General features: G+C 32.9%; 22 protein-coding genes and 1 riboswitch. Of the genes, 3 read left to right on the plus strand and 19 right to left on the minus strand.

Annotated features, from left to right (window positions below):
- Positions 1-37: 37 nt before the first annotated feature.
- Positions 38-334 carry a hypothetical protein gene (locus MHH95_RS15000; RefSeq protein WP_340728776.1) on the minus strand — a complete coding sequence of 99 codons (297 nt, stop codon included), beginning with the start codon at positions 332-334 and terminating at the stop codon, positions 38-40.
- A 309-nt stretch (positions 335-643) separates the two neighbouring features.
- Between MHH95_RS15000 and MHH95_RS15005 the strand changes: the two genes are divergently transcribed.
- On the plus strand, positions 644-1,093 hold the full coding sequence (locus MHH95_RS15005) for a DUF2269 family protein (RefSeq protein ID WP_191701897.1): 450 nt from the start codon (positions 644-646) through the stop codon (positions 1,091-1,093).
- 105 nt (positions 1,094-1,198) lie between these two features.
- Here MHH95_RS15005 and MHH95_RS15010 read toward each other — a convergent pair whose 3' ends face one another.
- The 6 genes from MHH95_RS15010 to MHH95_RS15035 form a co-directional block, all read right to left on the minus strand.
- Complete coding sequence (locus MHH95_RS15010; protein WP_404828911.1) at positions 1,199-1,633, minus strand: hypothetical protein; 435 nt, start codon at positions 1,631-1,633, stop codon at positions 1,199-1,201.
- Between the two features lie 91 nt (positions 1,634-1,724).
- Positions 1,725-2,438, minus strand: a complete 714-nt coding sequence (locus tag MHH95_RS15015) for a DUF5694 domain-containing protein (protein ID WP_340728249.1) — start codon at positions 2,436-2,438, stop codon at positions 1,725-1,727.
- Positions 2,439-2,580: 142 nt separating this feature from the next.
- A complete protein-coding gene (locus MHH95_RS15020; RefSeq protein ID WP_340728250.1) occupies positions 2,581-2,991 on the minus strand; it encodes a GNAT family N-acetyltransferase in 411 nt (136 codons plus the stop codon).
- 142 nt (positions 2,992-3,133) lie between these two features.
- Positions 3,134-3,820 carry a DUF3600 domain-containing protein gene (locus MHH95_RS15025; protein ID WP_340728251.1) on the minus strand — a complete coding sequence of 229 codons (687 nt, stop codon included), beginning with the start codon at positions 3,818-3,820 and terminating at the stop codon, positions 3,134-3,136.
- Positions 3,810-4,337: a sigma-70 family RNA polymerase sigma factor gene (locus MHH95_RS15030; RefSeq protein WP_340728252.1), complete on the minus strand. Its 528-nt coding sequence runs from the start codon at positions 4,335-4,337 to the stop codon at positions 3,810-3,812. The genes MHH95_RS15025 and MHH95_RS15030 overlap by 11 nt, the downstream gene beginning before the upstream one ends.
- 355 nt (positions 4,338-4,692) lie before the next feature.
- The gene (locus MHH95_RS15035) at positions 4,693-5,172 is read right to left on the minus strand and encodes a DinB family protein (RefSeq protein WP_340728253.1); all 480 of its coding nucleotides are present in this window, start codon (positions 5,170-5,172) and stop codon (positions 4,693-4,695) included.
- A gap of 140 nt (positions 5,173-5,312) precedes the next feature.
- Here MHH95_RS15035 and MHH95_RS15040 point away from each other — a divergent pair, with 140 nt between their 5' ends.
- Entirely contained in the window at positions 5,313-5,684 is a 372-nt protein-coding gene (locus MHH95_RS15040; protein WP_340728254.1) for a VOC family protein, read from the plus strand.
- A gap of 78 nt (positions 5,685-5,762) precedes the next feature.
- On the opposite strand, the gene MHH95_RS15045 is transcribed toward MHH95_RS15040, so the two are convergent.
- The 6 genes from MHH95_RS15045 to MHH95_RS15070 form a co-directional block, all read right to left on the minus strand.
- Positions 5,763-6,071 (minus strand): hypothetical protein, encoded by a 309-nt coding sequence (locus MHH95_RS15045; RefSeq protein WP_340728255.1) that lies wholly within the window; start codon positions 6,069-6,071, stop codon positions 5,763-5,765.
- Positions 6,072-6,242: 171 nt separating this feature from the next.
- Entirely contained in the window at positions 6,243-6,809 is a 567-nt protein-coding gene (gene lepB, locus MHH95_RS15050) for a signal peptidase I (RefSeq protein ID WP_340728256.1), read from the minus strand.
- 5 nt (positions 6,810-6,814) lie between these two features.
- A complete protein-coding gene (locus MHH95_RS15055) occupies positions 6,815-7,375 on the minus strand; it encodes an ATP-binding protein (protein WP_340728257.1) in 561 nt (186 codons plus the stop codon).
- Positions 7,376-7,404: 29 nt separating this feature from the next.
- Positions 7,405-7,764 carry a nuclear transport factor 2 family protein gene (locus MHH95_RS15060; RefSeq protein ID WP_340728258.1) on the minus strand — a complete coding sequence of 120 codons (360 nt, stop codon included), beginning with the start codon at positions 7,762-7,764 and terminating at the stop codon, positions 7,405-7,407.
- Positions 7,765-7,812: 48 nt separating this feature from the next.
- Entirely contained in the window at positions 7,813-8,292 is a 480-nt protein-coding gene (locus MHH95_RS15065; protein WP_340728259.1) for a YjdJ family protein, read from the minus strand.
- A 120-nt stretch (positions 8,293-8,412) separates the two neighbouring features.
- A complete protein-coding gene (locus MHH95_RS15070; RefSeq protein ID WP_340728260.1) occupies positions 8,413-9,282 on the minus strand; it encodes a hypothetical protein in 870 nt (289 codons plus the stop codon).
- Between the two features lie 450 nt (positions 9,283-9,732).
- Between MHH95_RS15070 and MHH95_RS15075 the strand changes: the two genes are divergently transcribed.
- Positions 9,733-9,885, plus strand: a complete 153-nt coding sequence (locus MHH95_RS15075; protein WP_340728261.1) for a YrzI family small protein — start codon at positions 9,733-9,735, stop codon at positions 9,883-9,885.
- A 232-nt stretch (positions 9,886-10,117) separates the two neighbouring features.
- On the opposite strand, the gene MHH95_RS15080 is transcribed toward MHH95_RS15075, so the two are convergent.
- The 6 genes from MHH95_RS15080 to MHH95_RS15105 all read right to left on the minus strand — a co-directional run bounded on the left by MHH95_RS15080 (position 10,118) and on the right by MHH95_RS15105 (position 15,770).
- Complete coding sequence (locus tag MHH95_RS15080) at positions 10,118-11,413, minus strand: NCS2 family permease (RefSeq protein WP_340728262.1); 1,296 nt, start codon at positions 11,411-11,413, stop codon at positions 10,118-10,120.
- Positions 11,414-11,559: 146 nt separating this feature from the next.
- Positions 11,560-11,659: riboswitch (purine riboswitch) on the minus strand.
- 215 nt (positions 11,660-11,874) lie between these two features.
- Complete coding sequence (locus MHH95_RS15085; RefSeq protein WP_340728263.1) at positions 11,875-12,324, minus strand: NUDIX hydrolase; 450 nt, start codon at positions 12,322-12,324, stop codon at positions 11,875-11,877.
- A gap of 41 nt (positions 12,325-12,365) precedes the next feature.
- Positions 12,366-12,986: a histidine phosphatase family protein gene (locus MHH95_RS15090; RefSeq protein ID WP_340728264.1), complete on the minus strand. Its 621-nt coding sequence runs from the start codon at positions 12,984-12,986 to the stop codon at positions 12,366-12,368.
- A 127-nt stretch (positions 12,987-13,113) separates the two neighbouring features.
- Complete coding sequence (locus tag MHH95_RS15095; RefSeq protein ID WP_340728265.1) at positions 13,114-13,833, minus strand: GNAT family N-acetyltransferase; 720 nt, start codon at positions 13,831-13,833, stop codon at positions 13,114-13,116.
- A gap of 13 nt (positions 13,834-13,846) precedes the next feature.
- The gene (locus tag MHH95_RS15100; RefSeq protein ID WP_340728266.1) at positions 13,847-14,686 is read right to left on the minus strand and encodes an aminoglycoside 6-adenylyltransferase; all 840 of its coding nucleotides are present in this window, start codon (positions 14,684-14,686) and stop codon (positions 13,847-13,849) included.
- A gap of 193 nt (positions 14,687-14,879) precedes the next feature.
- On the minus strand, positions 14,880-15,770 hold the full coding sequence (locus MHH95_RS15105) for an SDR family oxidoreductase (protein WP_340728267.1): 891 nt from the start codon (positions 15,768-15,770) through the stop codon (positions 14,880-14,882).
- Positions 15,771-15,939 lie beyond the last annotated feature (169 nt).

Below are 15,939 nucleotides of genomic sequence, written 5' to 3' on the forward strand. Positions count from 1 at the left end.
TTGTAGAGCGTTTTTTTTAATCTAATTTTGTGTATTACTAATTACTCCGATTATGTAAAAAATCTAATAATCCATCAAAAGAATGAATCTCAGCAAACGGAAGAATTGTTGTATCATTTTTTGTCATATGTGGATTGAACCATATACCTTTTATGTTTACATTTTGACAACCGTTAATATCCTTTGTACTCTTATCATATTCTTTGAATTTTTGTAGCATTATATTTTTGGTAGAATCGTTAACAACTTCATAACATTTTTCTAATATCATTAAAAACATTCGATCCACTGCGTTTTCCCTATCAAGCAGTGTATCATCTAGATCAAATACTATTGCCTTATAACTTACCAATTAATTATCCCCCCTCTGTTTTTCCTTGGACAGAAATTTAAAGTAAAAAGGTCGCAAATTCATTCTCTAAAAACGCGCAAGTATGCGGAAGAATAAATCTCTATTTCTTGTTTATTTTAAATATTAACAATTACAAGTGATAGTAGATATTAGAAGCTATAACCTATATGCAATTCAATTTAATTAGAAGTATTAAAGGACTATTTATTTTACCTGTCGAATGTAAAAAAGTGGATAAAAAGATAAAACTATTTGAAGTACTGAATGCCGTTATGAAAGGAAGAAGATAAAATGGTTTATTTAGTGTTAATACACATTATTTCAGCAATTCTTTTTATTGGTAATATTATTACGGCTGCTTTTTGGAAACTAAAGGCAGAATTTTCAGGAGATGAAACCCACATCAACAAAACAGCAAAGAATATAATGATTGCTGATTATGTGTTTACTATACCTAGCATTATCACATTATTAATTTCCGGATTTATATTAGCAATAAAAAGTAACTATCCCCTAGATGAAATAAATTGGTTAACAATTTCTCTAGCTTTATTTGCAATAACAGGATTTATTTGGATTATACTTTTGATACCCCTACAAAGAAAAATGATTAAATATAGTGAAGAAATATTCAGTAAAAGTGATTATAAAAAAGCCTCGAGAACTTGGGATATTATTGGGACAATATCAACAATAATTCCCATCATTATTCTATATTTAATGGTTGCCAAACCTTTTTAAAATTTTACTAACTGGGTGCGCTAAGGATTTAGCATTTCATAAACGTGTAGAACAAATACTAATTTTAGGCTGTCAAAAATCCAATTAGAACTCGAGGTCACATTATTATTTTAGTTCTGATAATTTTTCACCCGTAATTATTTCAAATAGTTCTGCTGACTTACCCGTATCTAATTGAATATATTTCATTTCAGCGTCTATAACGAGTGTCACTTTATCTTTGTTCCGACTTATCCAAAGTTCATATAACGCCGCTTTTGCTTCAATTTCAGGATTTTTATATTGAAATATAAACCTGAAATCCGCAGGGCGAATCATATTTACTGTTGTAATTTCCCAATCAATATAGTTTAAAATATCTTTCACTTTTTGAACTTGCTCATTATCAGTAATTTCTTTGAAGTCTTCATATTCATTTTGATCACCAATACGCTTTTGAACTTTTATATATTGTTCTTCATTTTCTATTAAGTTTGAACAACCTACTATAAAAAGTGAAATTGCTCCAATAAAAGCAATTAAGTATTTAAACTTTTTCAAGGACATCTCTCCTTAATAAATTAGACATATTAGAGATTGGAAAAGTTTCAATTCCCCCTTATATTTAACAACACAACAAACTCCTTGTATTTTATTCTGACCAATCTCCGTAGTGAATGACTTTAAGTGACTGATCATCTTCCAGCAGTTGTTTCAACAAATAGTTATGTCCGCCGCCATATAAAATAACAGCACGTTTTGTTTCAGGTCTGATCGATCGTTTAATGTTTCGAACGATTCGTAAGTTACGGTAATACCAATATTTCGACACCCACTCAAAAGCAACTTCATCGTCTAGCTGCATTAAATCTAGATAGACTTTATGATCATTTAATATGCAATCCCGAGAATTAATATATTTGTACAATTTGATGATATCATATTGCTGAATGATCGAAGAAAGAGTCTTCATTACTGCCTTTATTGGTTCCATAATTCCCTCGTACTCCGCCTTTGATTTACCTTCTGCCACTAGACCTAAATTGATTGATTCCTCTGGTTCCTCATGCCAATCGACTGCGTAAATAGAATTATGTCCCAGCATTTTGGCTAATCGAAAGCCAATATGATAAATTTCATTTTCTTTAAATTCTTCGTTTACTTCAGCCGAGCGATAAATTACATTTAACTGTTTCTGTAATTCAAAAGGATATTCAACAAAAACTTGATCCGCTTGAAATTTTGCGATATCTTCAGCCAATTGTTCAAAATGGACATCACTATATTTCTTTTTATCGTTTTCCGATAAGCTGTTAATATCAGGTGTTTCACCTAGATGAATCGTTCCAACTAATAGAATTTCCATATTAAAGCTCCTTTTCAATCGTATCTTAACTAAATACTAACATAAATTTTTACAATTATTGAATTTTAGAACAAAAAATAGACGCTGACTCTAATATAGAGTCACGCCTTATTAATCAAATTATTTTTATATTAGGTTCATATCAACCCAATTTAGCAAAAGAGACTAAAGTGCCTTGATCGCATGAAATAAATCCATTCTTCTCATAAAAGTGCCGAACGTCTGGTGCTTCTTCTGTTAACAAAACTTTTTGTCTGACATTTTTATATTTATTAAGAACATGTTGCATTAGTAATGTTGCGATGCCCTGGTTTTGATATGCTTTTAAAACAAGTATATCTTGAATATAGATAATCGTTAACCCATCACCGACAACACGAACTAAGCCAAGTAGCTTTTCTTCCCGCCAAACTGAGATAACATCTAGTGATTGTATACACGCTTGCTGTAATAAATCTAAATCATTGGTATACGCATACCATTCAGCATCTTCATATAAAGCCTTTAACTGACTGATGGGAATGTTTTTTTCGTCTTTTATTTCAAATTCCATTTTTATCCTCCTAAAATATTATTTAGAAGAATTTTTTCGTAATTTATCCATAGGTATGACCACCTTTTCTTAAATTCCTAATATTATAATCTGAAAATAAATAATTATCAATATTTTAAACATTGAAAGGTGATGTATCCAGTTAATTTTTCCTTTGTTTTTCATTCACATATTCCAGAACATTTCGAGCATTCATAAACGCTTCTCGTAAATCTATTGGGACCATCTCGATTTCTGGTGGTGAGGAGACACCGGTTTTAGCCATAACCGTTTCATATGTTATTAAAGCCTGAATGTATTGTTCAAATTCTTCAGCTGTCAAAACCTCTTTACTAGATAGTTCATCGTTTAATTTATCAAAGTAAGGTTGGATGTCATAGAGAGCTGCTTTAATTTCCTCTAGATTTTCACTAGGGACTAGAGAATAATCGATATTTCCATTTTTATCGCCAAATTCAAGTTTTGCATTTGTAATTACATATAGTACTTCTTTAAATTGTTCGTATTGCTCTTTTCCTAATTCACCTTTTGCTTGAGATAATTTGGCATCAAATAATAAATAACTTTTCATTGTGATATTTGCGATATGCTTTTTCACGTTATCGAATGAACCATATAAATCATCCGCAAGTAACGACTGATACGCAAATGCTCCCGTAGGCACCATTAAACAAGCTGCCATGACGGTAATAGCTATACGTTTTTTCACAAAACGTTTCACTGTTCCACCCATTTCCGATTTAGCGTCCTGGATACCTTTCTTACTTCTTTCATGAAGCTGATATGGGATTTCAATTTTTTCTATATCTTGTTTAAAATTATTTTCCAAAGTTCTCTACCTCCTTTAAATTTTGGCGAAGTTTATTTAAGGCACGGTATAATATGGACTTTGCGGTTCCAAGTGGTATTTCTAAAATCTCCGAAATTTCCTTTAACGTCCGGTCATTATAATACTTTAGTAAAATCACGCTTTTCTCATCTTCATGCAAAGTATCCATAAGTTCTCGTAAAGATAAAGAAGTTTCAATATCTTCAACTTCCGCCCCTGTATGTACTTCAAATTGAGGGATTAGTGGAACCACTTTTTTGTTTTTATCAACTACGTTCAGTGAACAATTAATCGTAATTTTCATAAGCCATGTCTTGAAATATTCCGGTTTATTTAAAGTGCTAATATTTTTGAATGACTGATAAGCTACTTCTTGAACGACGTCTAAAGCGTCATTTTTATTTTTCACATAGACATAGGCCATTCGATAAATATCTGCTTCATATTGTTGGAAAAGCTCTAAATACGCTTTGTCATTTCCTTTTTGAGCTTTTTTTACTAAGCGTCCAATATTCATCGCAATTCCTCCTTTCATTTTTGTCTTACACTTATTAGACAAACAAGAAGAGCATTTGGCTTAAAAATTTTCATTATTTTTTCAAGTTCAAATTTCCCTCTATCATTGCATGAAGAAAGACGCTTTTCTTGTTACAGAAAAGCGTCCGTTACATCTATAATTTTTAACCTTATAAATACAATTTTTTCTATTTACTACTATACTTTTTTACAGTAATTTCAATAATATATAGGGTTACTAGTTCAATTGTTGTCCAAAATGAAAAGAATAGTGCATCCTGCCACATGGTTTCTTGAACCGTTTCGTAGTCAAAAATAAAATAATCCTCTTTTTATGTATCTTACTCTTTCGCTCATCACCCGCCATGTTTTAAAGTAAATTTTAATTCGTTTATGTGATGGATATCGTGTTCCATTAATCCTTTTAAATATTCATAAAGTGTTAAAGTAGAGTCTTCAATCTGCAGTTTAATCAACCATTGCTCTTCAGGTATTTGGTCTAACTGATTTAATAGGTCTTCCCGAATACGTATGCATTTTTCAAATGTTTTTCCAATCGTCTCAGTTCTAGCAATGAAGGAAGAATGAATGTTTACATCCTCGGCACTTGGAGCTTTCGGTAAGCTTTTACCTGCTAATATATATGGAATTCTGTGTTGTAAAACAAATTCATCCCAAGGGTAAAAATGACCAACTATTTCGATGATGGACCATTTTCTTTCTCCAATTGGTTTTCTTAGGAGACTTTCATCTAAGGTTTTCATTCTTTGCAACAATAGAAGAAAGTTTTGATGATGTCCTATTATTTCTGATTTTTCTCTAAGCAATTTTTCCACCTCGATTTTGACACCCTATCACGCATTATATTTACCCAAATTTTAACATACATTTACTACTGTTTGATGTGTTTTAGTAGGAATATAGGATATAAAAGGCGAACTATTTAAATATCGGATTAAATAAAGGAGAGAAGACTTTGAGCGAATCATTTATTGAACAAGTACATTATGTTCGAATTCCTGTTAAAGATTTGGAGCTTTCTGCACAATGGTATCGAGAGGTTTTGGGACTCCAGTTGCTAAATAATACAGAGGAACTTGCCATTTTAAAAGTCGGTGAAGGACCATTCTTACTTATTCTAGTCCCTACCGACGATGAAACCTTTGCGCATTTTACTATTAATAATAAACAAGAATTTAGTATTGGCTTTACAAGTCGGGAATTATCTAAGTTTCATCAACACTTAATTGATCATCAAGTCAAGGTCGAGGATATAAAAGAAGATAATGGTCATTTCTTTTTCCACTTTTATGACCCAAATGGTAATAAACTTCAAGTACACTGGTAAAATGGCTATAAAGCTTAATGGGGATGACAAAATTAGAAATCCTAAAGTTCCACCCCTCAATTGCAAATAGATACTTATTTATATAATTTTTTTTATTACTCGAACGATATATTTTGCAGCAAAGTATGAAAAAGGAATACCTAGTAACATTGTAATATTGAACGTAAAATAACTGAACCAAAATAAATTTGACAAGTATGCACAAAATTTAAAGTATGGGATAAAAACGATTACCATTAATGCTATAAAGCCCACTTGTCTCACCATTAATCTATTTTCCTTAATACTCAGTTCTTCCTTCCGTTTTTCATCCATACATAATTCCACATTTGTATTCCCTACTTCATCTGATTCTATTTCCTTTATCTTTTCACGTAGTCTCTCCATTTCCGTACCTCCAAAAACTACTTTTCAATATTTTAACATAAATATCCAGTTCTAACTATGGATCACGTGTTGAATAGGGAGAAGTTAAGAAGCGCATTCACTCCAATTTAAAAACACAAAAAAACTGTGTCAAAAAATCTGACAAGCCAGATTTAACACAGTTTTTCTGTTTTATTTAATTAACTTTAATTTATCTAATGGAAAGAAAACAATATTTGTTGTACCTATTATTTTATCCTTTGAAACAAATCCAACGTTGGGGTCTCTACTATCTATACTTTTCCGGCGATTATCTCCTAGCACAAAAAAGTATCCATCTGGTACAACTGACTCACCTAAATACTCTTCTAACGTAAAATCTTCAGTGAGTGTACCATTATCGTTCAACGCCTTTTTATATTCCTTTAAATATGGTTCTTCATATTTTTTACCGTTAATAAAAAGTTCATCGTTTTTATAGGCGATGTGGTCACCAGGAATACCAATAATACGCTTGATATAATTTGTATCTTCCTTTGCTTCAAATACAATCACATCAAATCGGTTATACTCTGTTAATTTTGGCCCAATCTTATTTACGATTACTTTGTCCCCGTCTTCAACTGTTGGCATCATAGAAGCACCATCCACCACAATAGGTGTTAATATGAACATCCGAATTCCTACGGCAAATAAAAGTGCGATACCAATCACTTTTACCCATTCCAAAAACTCATTTTTTTCTTTGACTGCTTTCAAAGTCATCACATCCTTTCAGCAATTTGGATAATCTTTTGAATAACTACATTAACTTCATCATTGTCTTTAATGACAAATAAATAATCTGCTTCATCTTCTGATGGATTAACTATATCTTCCTTTTCGGCCTGTTGTCTAGCAAGTACTTCTTCAAAATTTGAATATGCTCCCCTAAATATATTCGTACTTCTTTGACTTTGAATAACTCGAGCTTTAAGAACATCATCTGGAATATCAAAGTAAACTAAGATACGGATAAAATCTTCGGCTTTAAATAATTCTTCAAGCAAATACACGCGTCCTTTTCGACTTCGATTGGCATTGCAAATAATAAAGTGAAAATTTGTGTGCTCTTTTGCATAATCGACGATCAGCTTTGAGATGGCGTGCTTAAGTATATTAGGGCCTTGTGTCGGTAGTAAATTCTTATAGTATGTATTAATAAATTCGGCATGGTTATCTTGATCCACCACAACAGAGTTACTTAACTGTTTTTCCAAAGCATGGGCAAATGTCGTTTTTCCAGAATGGGTTTTACCTACTGTAATAATCGCTAACTTTTTCATAACCCCGTCTCCTTCTAGCAAAGCTAAAGTTAAGAAATAACCTTTGTCCCTTGATGAAAATGCATTTTCCAACGTCCGTCGATTAATTTCCAAATCGAGCTACGTAATGAATGCTGGTTATTTATCTCATTATGTATTCGGTAGGTCGTTAAAATTATTTCTTCAGTTAATGAATGAATTTCAAAATCACTTATTTTCATTCGCACTAAACTTAGTGTCATTTCACCAATATTCGCATCTTTGTACAATACCTGCCCTGAACTTCCAAATTCAAAAAAAGTTTCTGCAAGTAGATTCGAAAGCTCTTCTTTAGATGTCCTAATTTCTGGTTCTAACAATTTTTGCTCTAGTGCAAATAACTGTTCTTTTAACGAAGATTTACATTCCATTCTATACTCACCTTTTTCCGTTCATAGAATTGATATTAGTGAAACTAACTAATTGAAGATCGGACGTTTATGTTTGTTCTTTCTTAACGATAGTAAAACTGCACCTGCTATAAATAATAGTCCGCTTATTGAAGTAATCCAGAAGAAAATACTACCCCCAGTAGTTGATGAATTAAAAGTCAAACTACTAAATAATATCATTATAAAACCTATAAATCCCCAAAAACCAATTGCCCATTTAGATTTACTTTTGATGAGATAATAGCCAGTTACACTTAGAATATAAAGTATACTCACTATCATTAAAGTGGGAAATAAAGGTTGAAATTTTACTGCATAAACAAAATAATCAAGTTGGCTAATATCCTGTCCAGTTGTTATCTCTATATTAAACAATTTGGTAAACGGTGTGGAATACTTCCATTCGATTGAATTATTTATAAGTGCACTTCCTTCATACCATGCAATAAAAGTTGCTACCATAAAAGTTAAGATTCCTATTATAATTTGCAACGCATACTTAAACAACTACACTCCCCCTCTATGATTATTTAACAAATCACTGGTAATTTTGACGGAAATAAATAACAAAGGTTCCAGAGATTTTGTCGCTTCAAAATTGAGAAAGTAAATAGTTAATTGTTACACTCAATAATTTGGTAAATAGTTTTTATATTGATCCCATGCTTCCAAATACTCCGGCAAATCCTGTGGATGCGCTTTAATACATATCCCTATACGTGTATATAATTGAAAAATCACCTCATCTAAAAGTCTTTCTTCAGTATAGCTAAGATCACTGTTCCACATCTCAAACAATGTAAGTAACGTCTTAAAATCTAGATTGTCTGGTGATGAACAAAATGCATATGTAAAATCATAATTTTTCGGCCCAATTATTGGTGAAGGATCAATCACGCCCTTTAATTGGTTATTTAAATAAACAAAATTATGTACACCAGTATCTCCATGTAAATAATATTTTTCTTCCAAATGGCTATATCCCTTTAACTTATTTACTAAAAGTTCTACCCTTTTATGATCCTCTACTGAAAGAACATTTCCTATATTTTGCTGCGCATATTCCAGACTACTTTGATTAAAATCAGACCAACCGCTTTTAGAAGTACCATTAATTCTTCCCCAAGGGGTATCTTCATCTACCCTCCTATATTTATCAAATAGTTCCTTTATTAAAATTGTCATCCAGTCTATTTTAGTGCCACGATTAACATGTGTTTCTCCAGCAATATAGTCATACACAATAAATAGTTCTTCTGGATCTGTGTAAATAATATTAGGAAGTAAGCTCGTATCACTATAAGCAGTAAGAAATTGCTCCGTAGGCTTAATAATATTTGCTGTATCCATTTTCACTACATATGTTGGTTTTTTATCGACAAGTAGTAAATATAAAACGCCATTTGTAGTGCCGCTATTAAGCTTTTCTGCCTTTAAATCTGTACTAATTAAAAAATTACTTTTCAATAAATTTATAATTTCATTTATTTTTTCCACATTTGAGCCCTCTTTTGCTAATTAATATCATGCCTGATAGTTATATTCTTTCCTAAATGTTGAAACCCTTTTATTTAATCAGGTCTCTCCAGAGGAATTAGCAAATAACCCCTTCATTATTTTACACTAATTAGAAAATTTTCAAAATAATGTTTACAAATAAAATCGAAATGGGTATACTTATGCAGTAATCAAAATTTCTTAAGGAGGTCGGATAAAATGATCGTTATTAATAAATTAATGTCATTAGTTGTTTCAATTTCAGCAAAAACAAAAACCACACATTCGACCAAATTGGAATGGATTGCTTAAAGTATTTTTATAATTAAGTATACCCATACCTTAGGGAGAAGTGTGCCCCTACGGTATTTTTGTGTCTTTTTTTACCGTAGGGGAATTCTCTCTACGGTTTTTTTCTGTTTGGGGATAATTTTAAGGAGGTGATAATCCATGATATTAAACATTTTTTCTGTAACGATAGCTATTACAAAACGTGAGCCTACGATCTCATTTGAGAAAGCACAACATGATAAACATGCGAAAAAAGTCTTTGAAGAGAATCGAAGAAAATTAGAAAATTACGCACGTCATCGTCAATATTAATTTTGTTAATTAAAAATATGAAAGGTGGGAATTGAAATGATTTATATGTTTAAAAGAAGTTATGCAGTTTTATGGGTGGAGAAAGACTCCACATAGCTAACTGATCTAGTAGTATCCGTAAGTAAAAAAAGGATAGATGTAAGCAGGAATTTATTCCTGTTCATCTACCCTTTCTTTTTCTTCTATATTTGTAACAAGACCTTAAATTATTTAGCCTTTTTTATTCGCTTTCCTAAACGATAAACGCAAAGTATGAAATGAATAATAAACAAAGCACGTACATTATTGGATGGACTTCTTTAGAACGCTTTTGTGCGATTAAACAAATTGGATATAGAACAAAACCTAATCCGATTCCGATAACGACACTAGAAGTTAATGGCATCATAATAATTGTTAAAAATGAAGGAATCACGATTTCTAACTTCGTCCAGTTAATTCTACGGATCTCCATAGCCATTAGTGCACCTACAATAATTAATGCAGCTGAAGTTACTTCCGCTGAAATAACACTAACAAGTGGCGAGAAGAATAACGCAACAACAAAACAAGCAGCAATGACTACAGATGTAAAGCCGGTCTTCCCTCCAACAGCAATACCTGCAGAAGATTCAACGCTTGTTGCTGGTGTTGATGTACCTAAAATTGCACCAATAACCCCCGCTGCAGAATCGGCAAGTAAACCTTTACCGATATTCGGAATTTTATTGTCCTTCATCATGCCTGCTTGACTCGTTAATCCAATTAATGCACCCGCTGTATCAAAGAAGGCAACAATTAAAAACGTGAAAATAACTGTAAGGATTTCTGGTGTGAAAATCTCATCTAAATGACCAAACACAACACCAAATGTCGGTTCAAGACTTGGGATACTACCAACAATTGAAGATGGTACTTCGATTTTACCGAACAGCATACCTACAATTGTAGTAATGACCATAGCGTAGAAAATACCGCCGTTAATGCCTTTTACTAACATAATGATCGTAAGGAAAATACCTAGAATGGCTAATAACGTCATCGGTGAAGTTAAATCACCAATCTTAACAAATGTATCTGGATCTGCTTGTACAATGCCACCATTTTTTAATCCAACAAATGTGATAAAAAATCCAATACCAGCAGCGATTGCGAACTTTAAATCACTTGGAATAATGTTAATAATTTTTTCGCGAATTTTAAATAAACTTAAAATCATAAAGATGATTCCGGCAACAAAAACACCTGTTAATGTAACTTGCCAATCAATGCCCATTCCAATACAAACTGTAAACGTAAAGAATGAGTTCAATCCCATACTTGGTGCAATAGCAATTGGGAAGTTCGCAAGTAAGCCTATAAGTAATGTTCCGATTATTGCAGTAAGCGCTGTTGCAGTAAATACAGCACCACTATCCATCCCGGACTGACTTAGAATAATTGGATTTACCACTAATATATAAGCTATCGATAGGAAAGTTGTTATTCCTGCGAGTGATTCCTGCTTATAGGAAGTGTTCCGTTCTGCAAATTTAAAAAAGTTTTTCATGTTGTAATCTCCTATTTGCCAAAGTTAAGAATGAACGGAAATCATTCTGATATTAGTATTCAGCTATTGCATTTTTCTATTAATAAAAAAAAAACTTTGACCACAATCGGCCAAAGTTTTTTCTACATTAAAGCGGAATAAAAAATCAATAATTTCCCATTCCTTGTAGTCAGCTAATATCGGTAGCTGGTAGAAACTTTCAAGCCGTCTTCTTGAATTTATACAAGGTAAATCTATTCTTTTTTAAAAACATTAGGAGAATAATATCAAGTATAATTTGAAAGGTCAATAGTATAAATTGGAATAAGTTCTCCCTATAAAATATGTAAAAATATTCTAAAAAGAGCGAAAAATCAACTAATATAAAACCTATAAAAAAATATAATGAAATCACTCAAGACTTATGTAGGATAAAATGGATATAAGCAGCTCTGTGAGCACGAAAGCCTGTAAGAACTATCTTAATTTATAAAATCGAATATTTTCAAATCTATTTCATCTATAGGACCAAGCTTTTGTTCTAAGTCCCATAATAAAATTTCGGATGTCTCATTATTTTTCTGAAATGGTTGGAGTTTTTCAAGAGTAGTAAAGTAAACAGGATTATACTTAATTTCATTATTTATTGCGTTTTTTACTTTTAACAAACCCTTAAATTCTATATCCAAAACTCTTTGCCCAGTTTCTTCGTAAAGTTCTCTTATTGCACAATCTTTTGGTGTTTCATCCATCTCCCTTTTCCCTGCCGGTAATTCCCATTGTTTTCTTAAAGTGTTATAACATAAAAGATATTTGTCATCACATTTAATTACCGCATATGATCCAGCCAATCGGTGATAATTATATATTTCAGTCTCTTTTACGATAAGGAATTCAAGAAATTGAAAGCCATTATCCTTTGCACATTCCAATTATTTTCCCCCATCTTTTTAACCAATCTCACTCAAATGTATTAAATAGTAACTTTATCTAAATGCGCTAAGTCTCCTTCAGATAAAATACAATATTCCCCATTTTTTATTTCCATTATTGAAAGACTTGTGTCGTGTATAAATGGTGGGGCCCATAAATCTGTAATGTCCATTCCTTTTGCATGCATTAATAAGGATTTTAGAATAACAGAATGAGTAATAACCAATATATTTCCAGCTTCATGTTCTGAAATAATGAAATTTAATACATTAATAGCCCTGTTTGTAAGCTGCTCAAAGGTCTCACCACCAGCTGGTTCATAAAGGGCTGGGTTCTCCCCAAAATTTTTATATTGCTCAGGGTATGAAACCTTTATTTCTTCATGCGTTTTACCCTCCCATTCACCCAAATACATTTCTCTCAAGTTTTCATTCGTACTAATTGGTAAATTTCTTTTCCCAATAATTAATTTAGCTGTTTCAATTGTTCTTTCACTCGTACTTGAATAAGCAGCAACAAATTCTACCCCTCCTAGCGTTTTTCCTAATGCAATTGCGTTATTAACCCCTTGTTCAGTTAACGCTGAATCTTTCCAGCCTTGCATTCTTTTTTGAATATTCCACTCTGTTTGACCATGTCTCACTAAATATAATCTAACCAATGTGCGTTCCCCCACTCTATTTCTCTAAAATCGCTTTACATTAAATTATAGCAGCCAAGAAATATTGTTTCTCAGCATTTTTCAACTATTTGTGTATCCCTAAACTGCATATGCCTCCCTTAGAAAATTATAATTTGTTTTTATCTATTTTATAAATCCCTTTCCGATCACGGAGTTCGCATCCATTTCCCTCAAAGAATTTAATCATATTAGAATTATGTACGTCGGTGCTGCCGACGTAATAGCTGGCATGGAAATTCTTGAGTAATGCGAGAGTAATTTTATGAATAGTTCTCCCTAGGCCTTGCCCTCTAAAATTCGGGACTACACCAAAATAAAATAATCTTCCTTCGTCATCTGTTCCCATTTCAATATGAGGAATACTTATCCCTATTAAAGTTTCATTCTTCGTGAAATAATAGCAATACTTACGCCAGTCAGATCCCAACTCATTTTTTATAGATTGCATAACTTGATCAATGGGCTGCTTTATATTTTTATTGGCAGAACCCATTCGACATAGATCATACAATTCCGCATATTCTCGTTCATCGAGCATTCCTTCAGAAAGTGAATGCCAAACAATTTGATCATCTATTTGTGGTAAACTCTCAAGTTTCCTTGTGTACTCGACAATACTGGAAATCTTGCTGAAATTTTTTTGAAGCAGCCAGCTTTCAAAATGTTCATCCATAAGTAAAGATAAGTAGCCAATTCCCAGATGGTCCCATTCCTCGAGAATTTTTGTGAATTGCAACCTGTATTCTTCTTTTGAAACATTTTCATTATTGATTTGATCAACAAGCCAATATTCCGGGTTGTTTTTAATGATATTGAATAAGTTCAAGTTGTTGCTCCCCCTAATACACCAATTCAAGAATTTTTTTGAAATGATCTTCATTTTCTTCTATACTAACTTGCCTACTCAAATATTTATTCAGTCTAAGAATTTCTGGAAACATAGAAATCAACGTCTTCATAATTTGATTAGCATTCCGACCACAATCCCATTCTTCCAAACGAGCTAGCTGCCAAGGACTTAATTTACTTCTTTTTCCCTCAATTTTTGACCAGACACCGTATGGACTATCTAAATGTTGTTCCATTTCCATATACCAGCCAAAAACAACAAGCCATCGCACTCTATCTAAATTAGAGATAGCATAATATAATTCTTCCCGCATAACTGCTCTGTACGTTTCATGGATAAAAGCAAACAGCTTTCCTCTCCAAAAAACAACTTCATCCGATGACGGTTTATATACTTCGAATGAAGAATCCTCTATGACCTTAGTGATTATATTATTAGGATCGTAAAGAACTTTATACCCCTTAAGCCAAATCGAAGGTACAACTTCGTCAGGTGTATGATACCAGCTATCCACTTTTATAAAAGATTCATAGTGGGTAACTACGAATGGAGAAAAAGGATTAAGGTCTTCGAAAAATAATACTTCTCCCCAATTCTTTGCTCTATTCTGTTTGTTTTTTATATATTCAGCTTTCTTTTCAGGCGCAACAATCGTATGTATGTCAATATCAGAATAATTGTCAAAGGTACCTCTTGCTAATGAACCCGCTAGGTAAATTGCTAAAACATCCGAATCAGATGTTAAGTCTTTTAAGATATTTTCCAATAGTCTTTCACGATATTTTGGTAATAATGTATCTCTTTCTATATGTCTGTTTTCAAGTTCCATGCACATAAACCAACCCCTCTACTTCTTAAGAAGATTCTTAATAAATTTCCATTAGTGGTATTCTCCCCATCGGAAGCCTTATGAAACTTCCTTAGTATAATAATTTCAACAAAAAAGGCATTAATCCTTGTTGGATTAACACCTTTTTTTGAAACGGGAAACTTATACTTTTTTTATAGTAAGTAACTATTTTCTAGTTTATCGCTTCGCCACCAGTTACCCCGTAAATTTGTCCAGTAATATAACTTCCTTCATCGGAGGCTAGTAGAACATATACCGGTGCAAGCTCTACCGGCTGTCCAGCACGACCAAGTGGCGAGTCTTGGCCAAACTCAGGGATACTACCTTCCAATTGTCCGTTATCCAACTGCAACGGTGTCCAAATCGGTCCTGGCGCTACCCCATTAACACGTACACCCTTAGATGCAAAGTATGCAGAAAGGTTTAACGTAAAGTTGGTTATCGCACTTTTTGTAGCTGCGTAATCTAGTAATTGTGTGGATGGATTGAACGATTGAATAGAAGAAGTAGTAACAATGGCACTTCCTGGCTCCAGATGATCTTCGGCAGCTTTTACAGTTTCAAACATACTAATAATGTTTACTTTGAAAGTGTCCTCCACTTGTTTGATTGTTATTTCACTTAGGGAAGGTTGTGCAATTTGCTGCGCCGCATTTAATACGAGCGTGTCCAAACCGCCAAAAGTTTCCACTGTTTTTGTTACAATCTCAGTCGCTGCGCCGTCTTCACGCAGATCATACGGTAGCAGTAATGCTTTTTTGCCTTCTTTTTCAATTAATTCTTTCACTTCATTAGCATCCTTCTCTTCACCAGGGAAGAACTGGATCGCTACATTTGCCCCTTCACGTGCATAGGCAATAGCAGTGGCACGGCCAATTCCGGAATCACCACCTGTAATCAAGGCATGGCGCCCTTCTAGGCGATTATGACCTTTGTAAGATTGTTCTCCGCAATCTGGTTCTGGGCTCATATCTTTTTGGAGCGCTGGAGTGTTCTGTTCTTGATCCGGGAAGTTTCCTGTATGATATTTTTTACGTGGATCTGTTAGATGTTTGTTTCCCATCAAAAATCATCTCCTAATCTAGTTTTGATAGTAAGGAAAAATCTAAGAATCTATTCCTTTACTAATTTATGTTACATTCCTTTGAATACCCTGTGATCATTCACTTTAAACAGTTGAAAGCTATTCTACGCATTGTATTGAAATTATATTATCCTTATAAGTGAAGTGG

The organism is Solibacillus sp. FSL K6-4121 (assembly GCF_038002585.1).
GTDB classification, from domain to species: domain Bacteria; phylum Bacillota; class Bacilli; order Bacillales_A; family Planococcaceae; genus Solibacillus; species Solibacillus faecavium.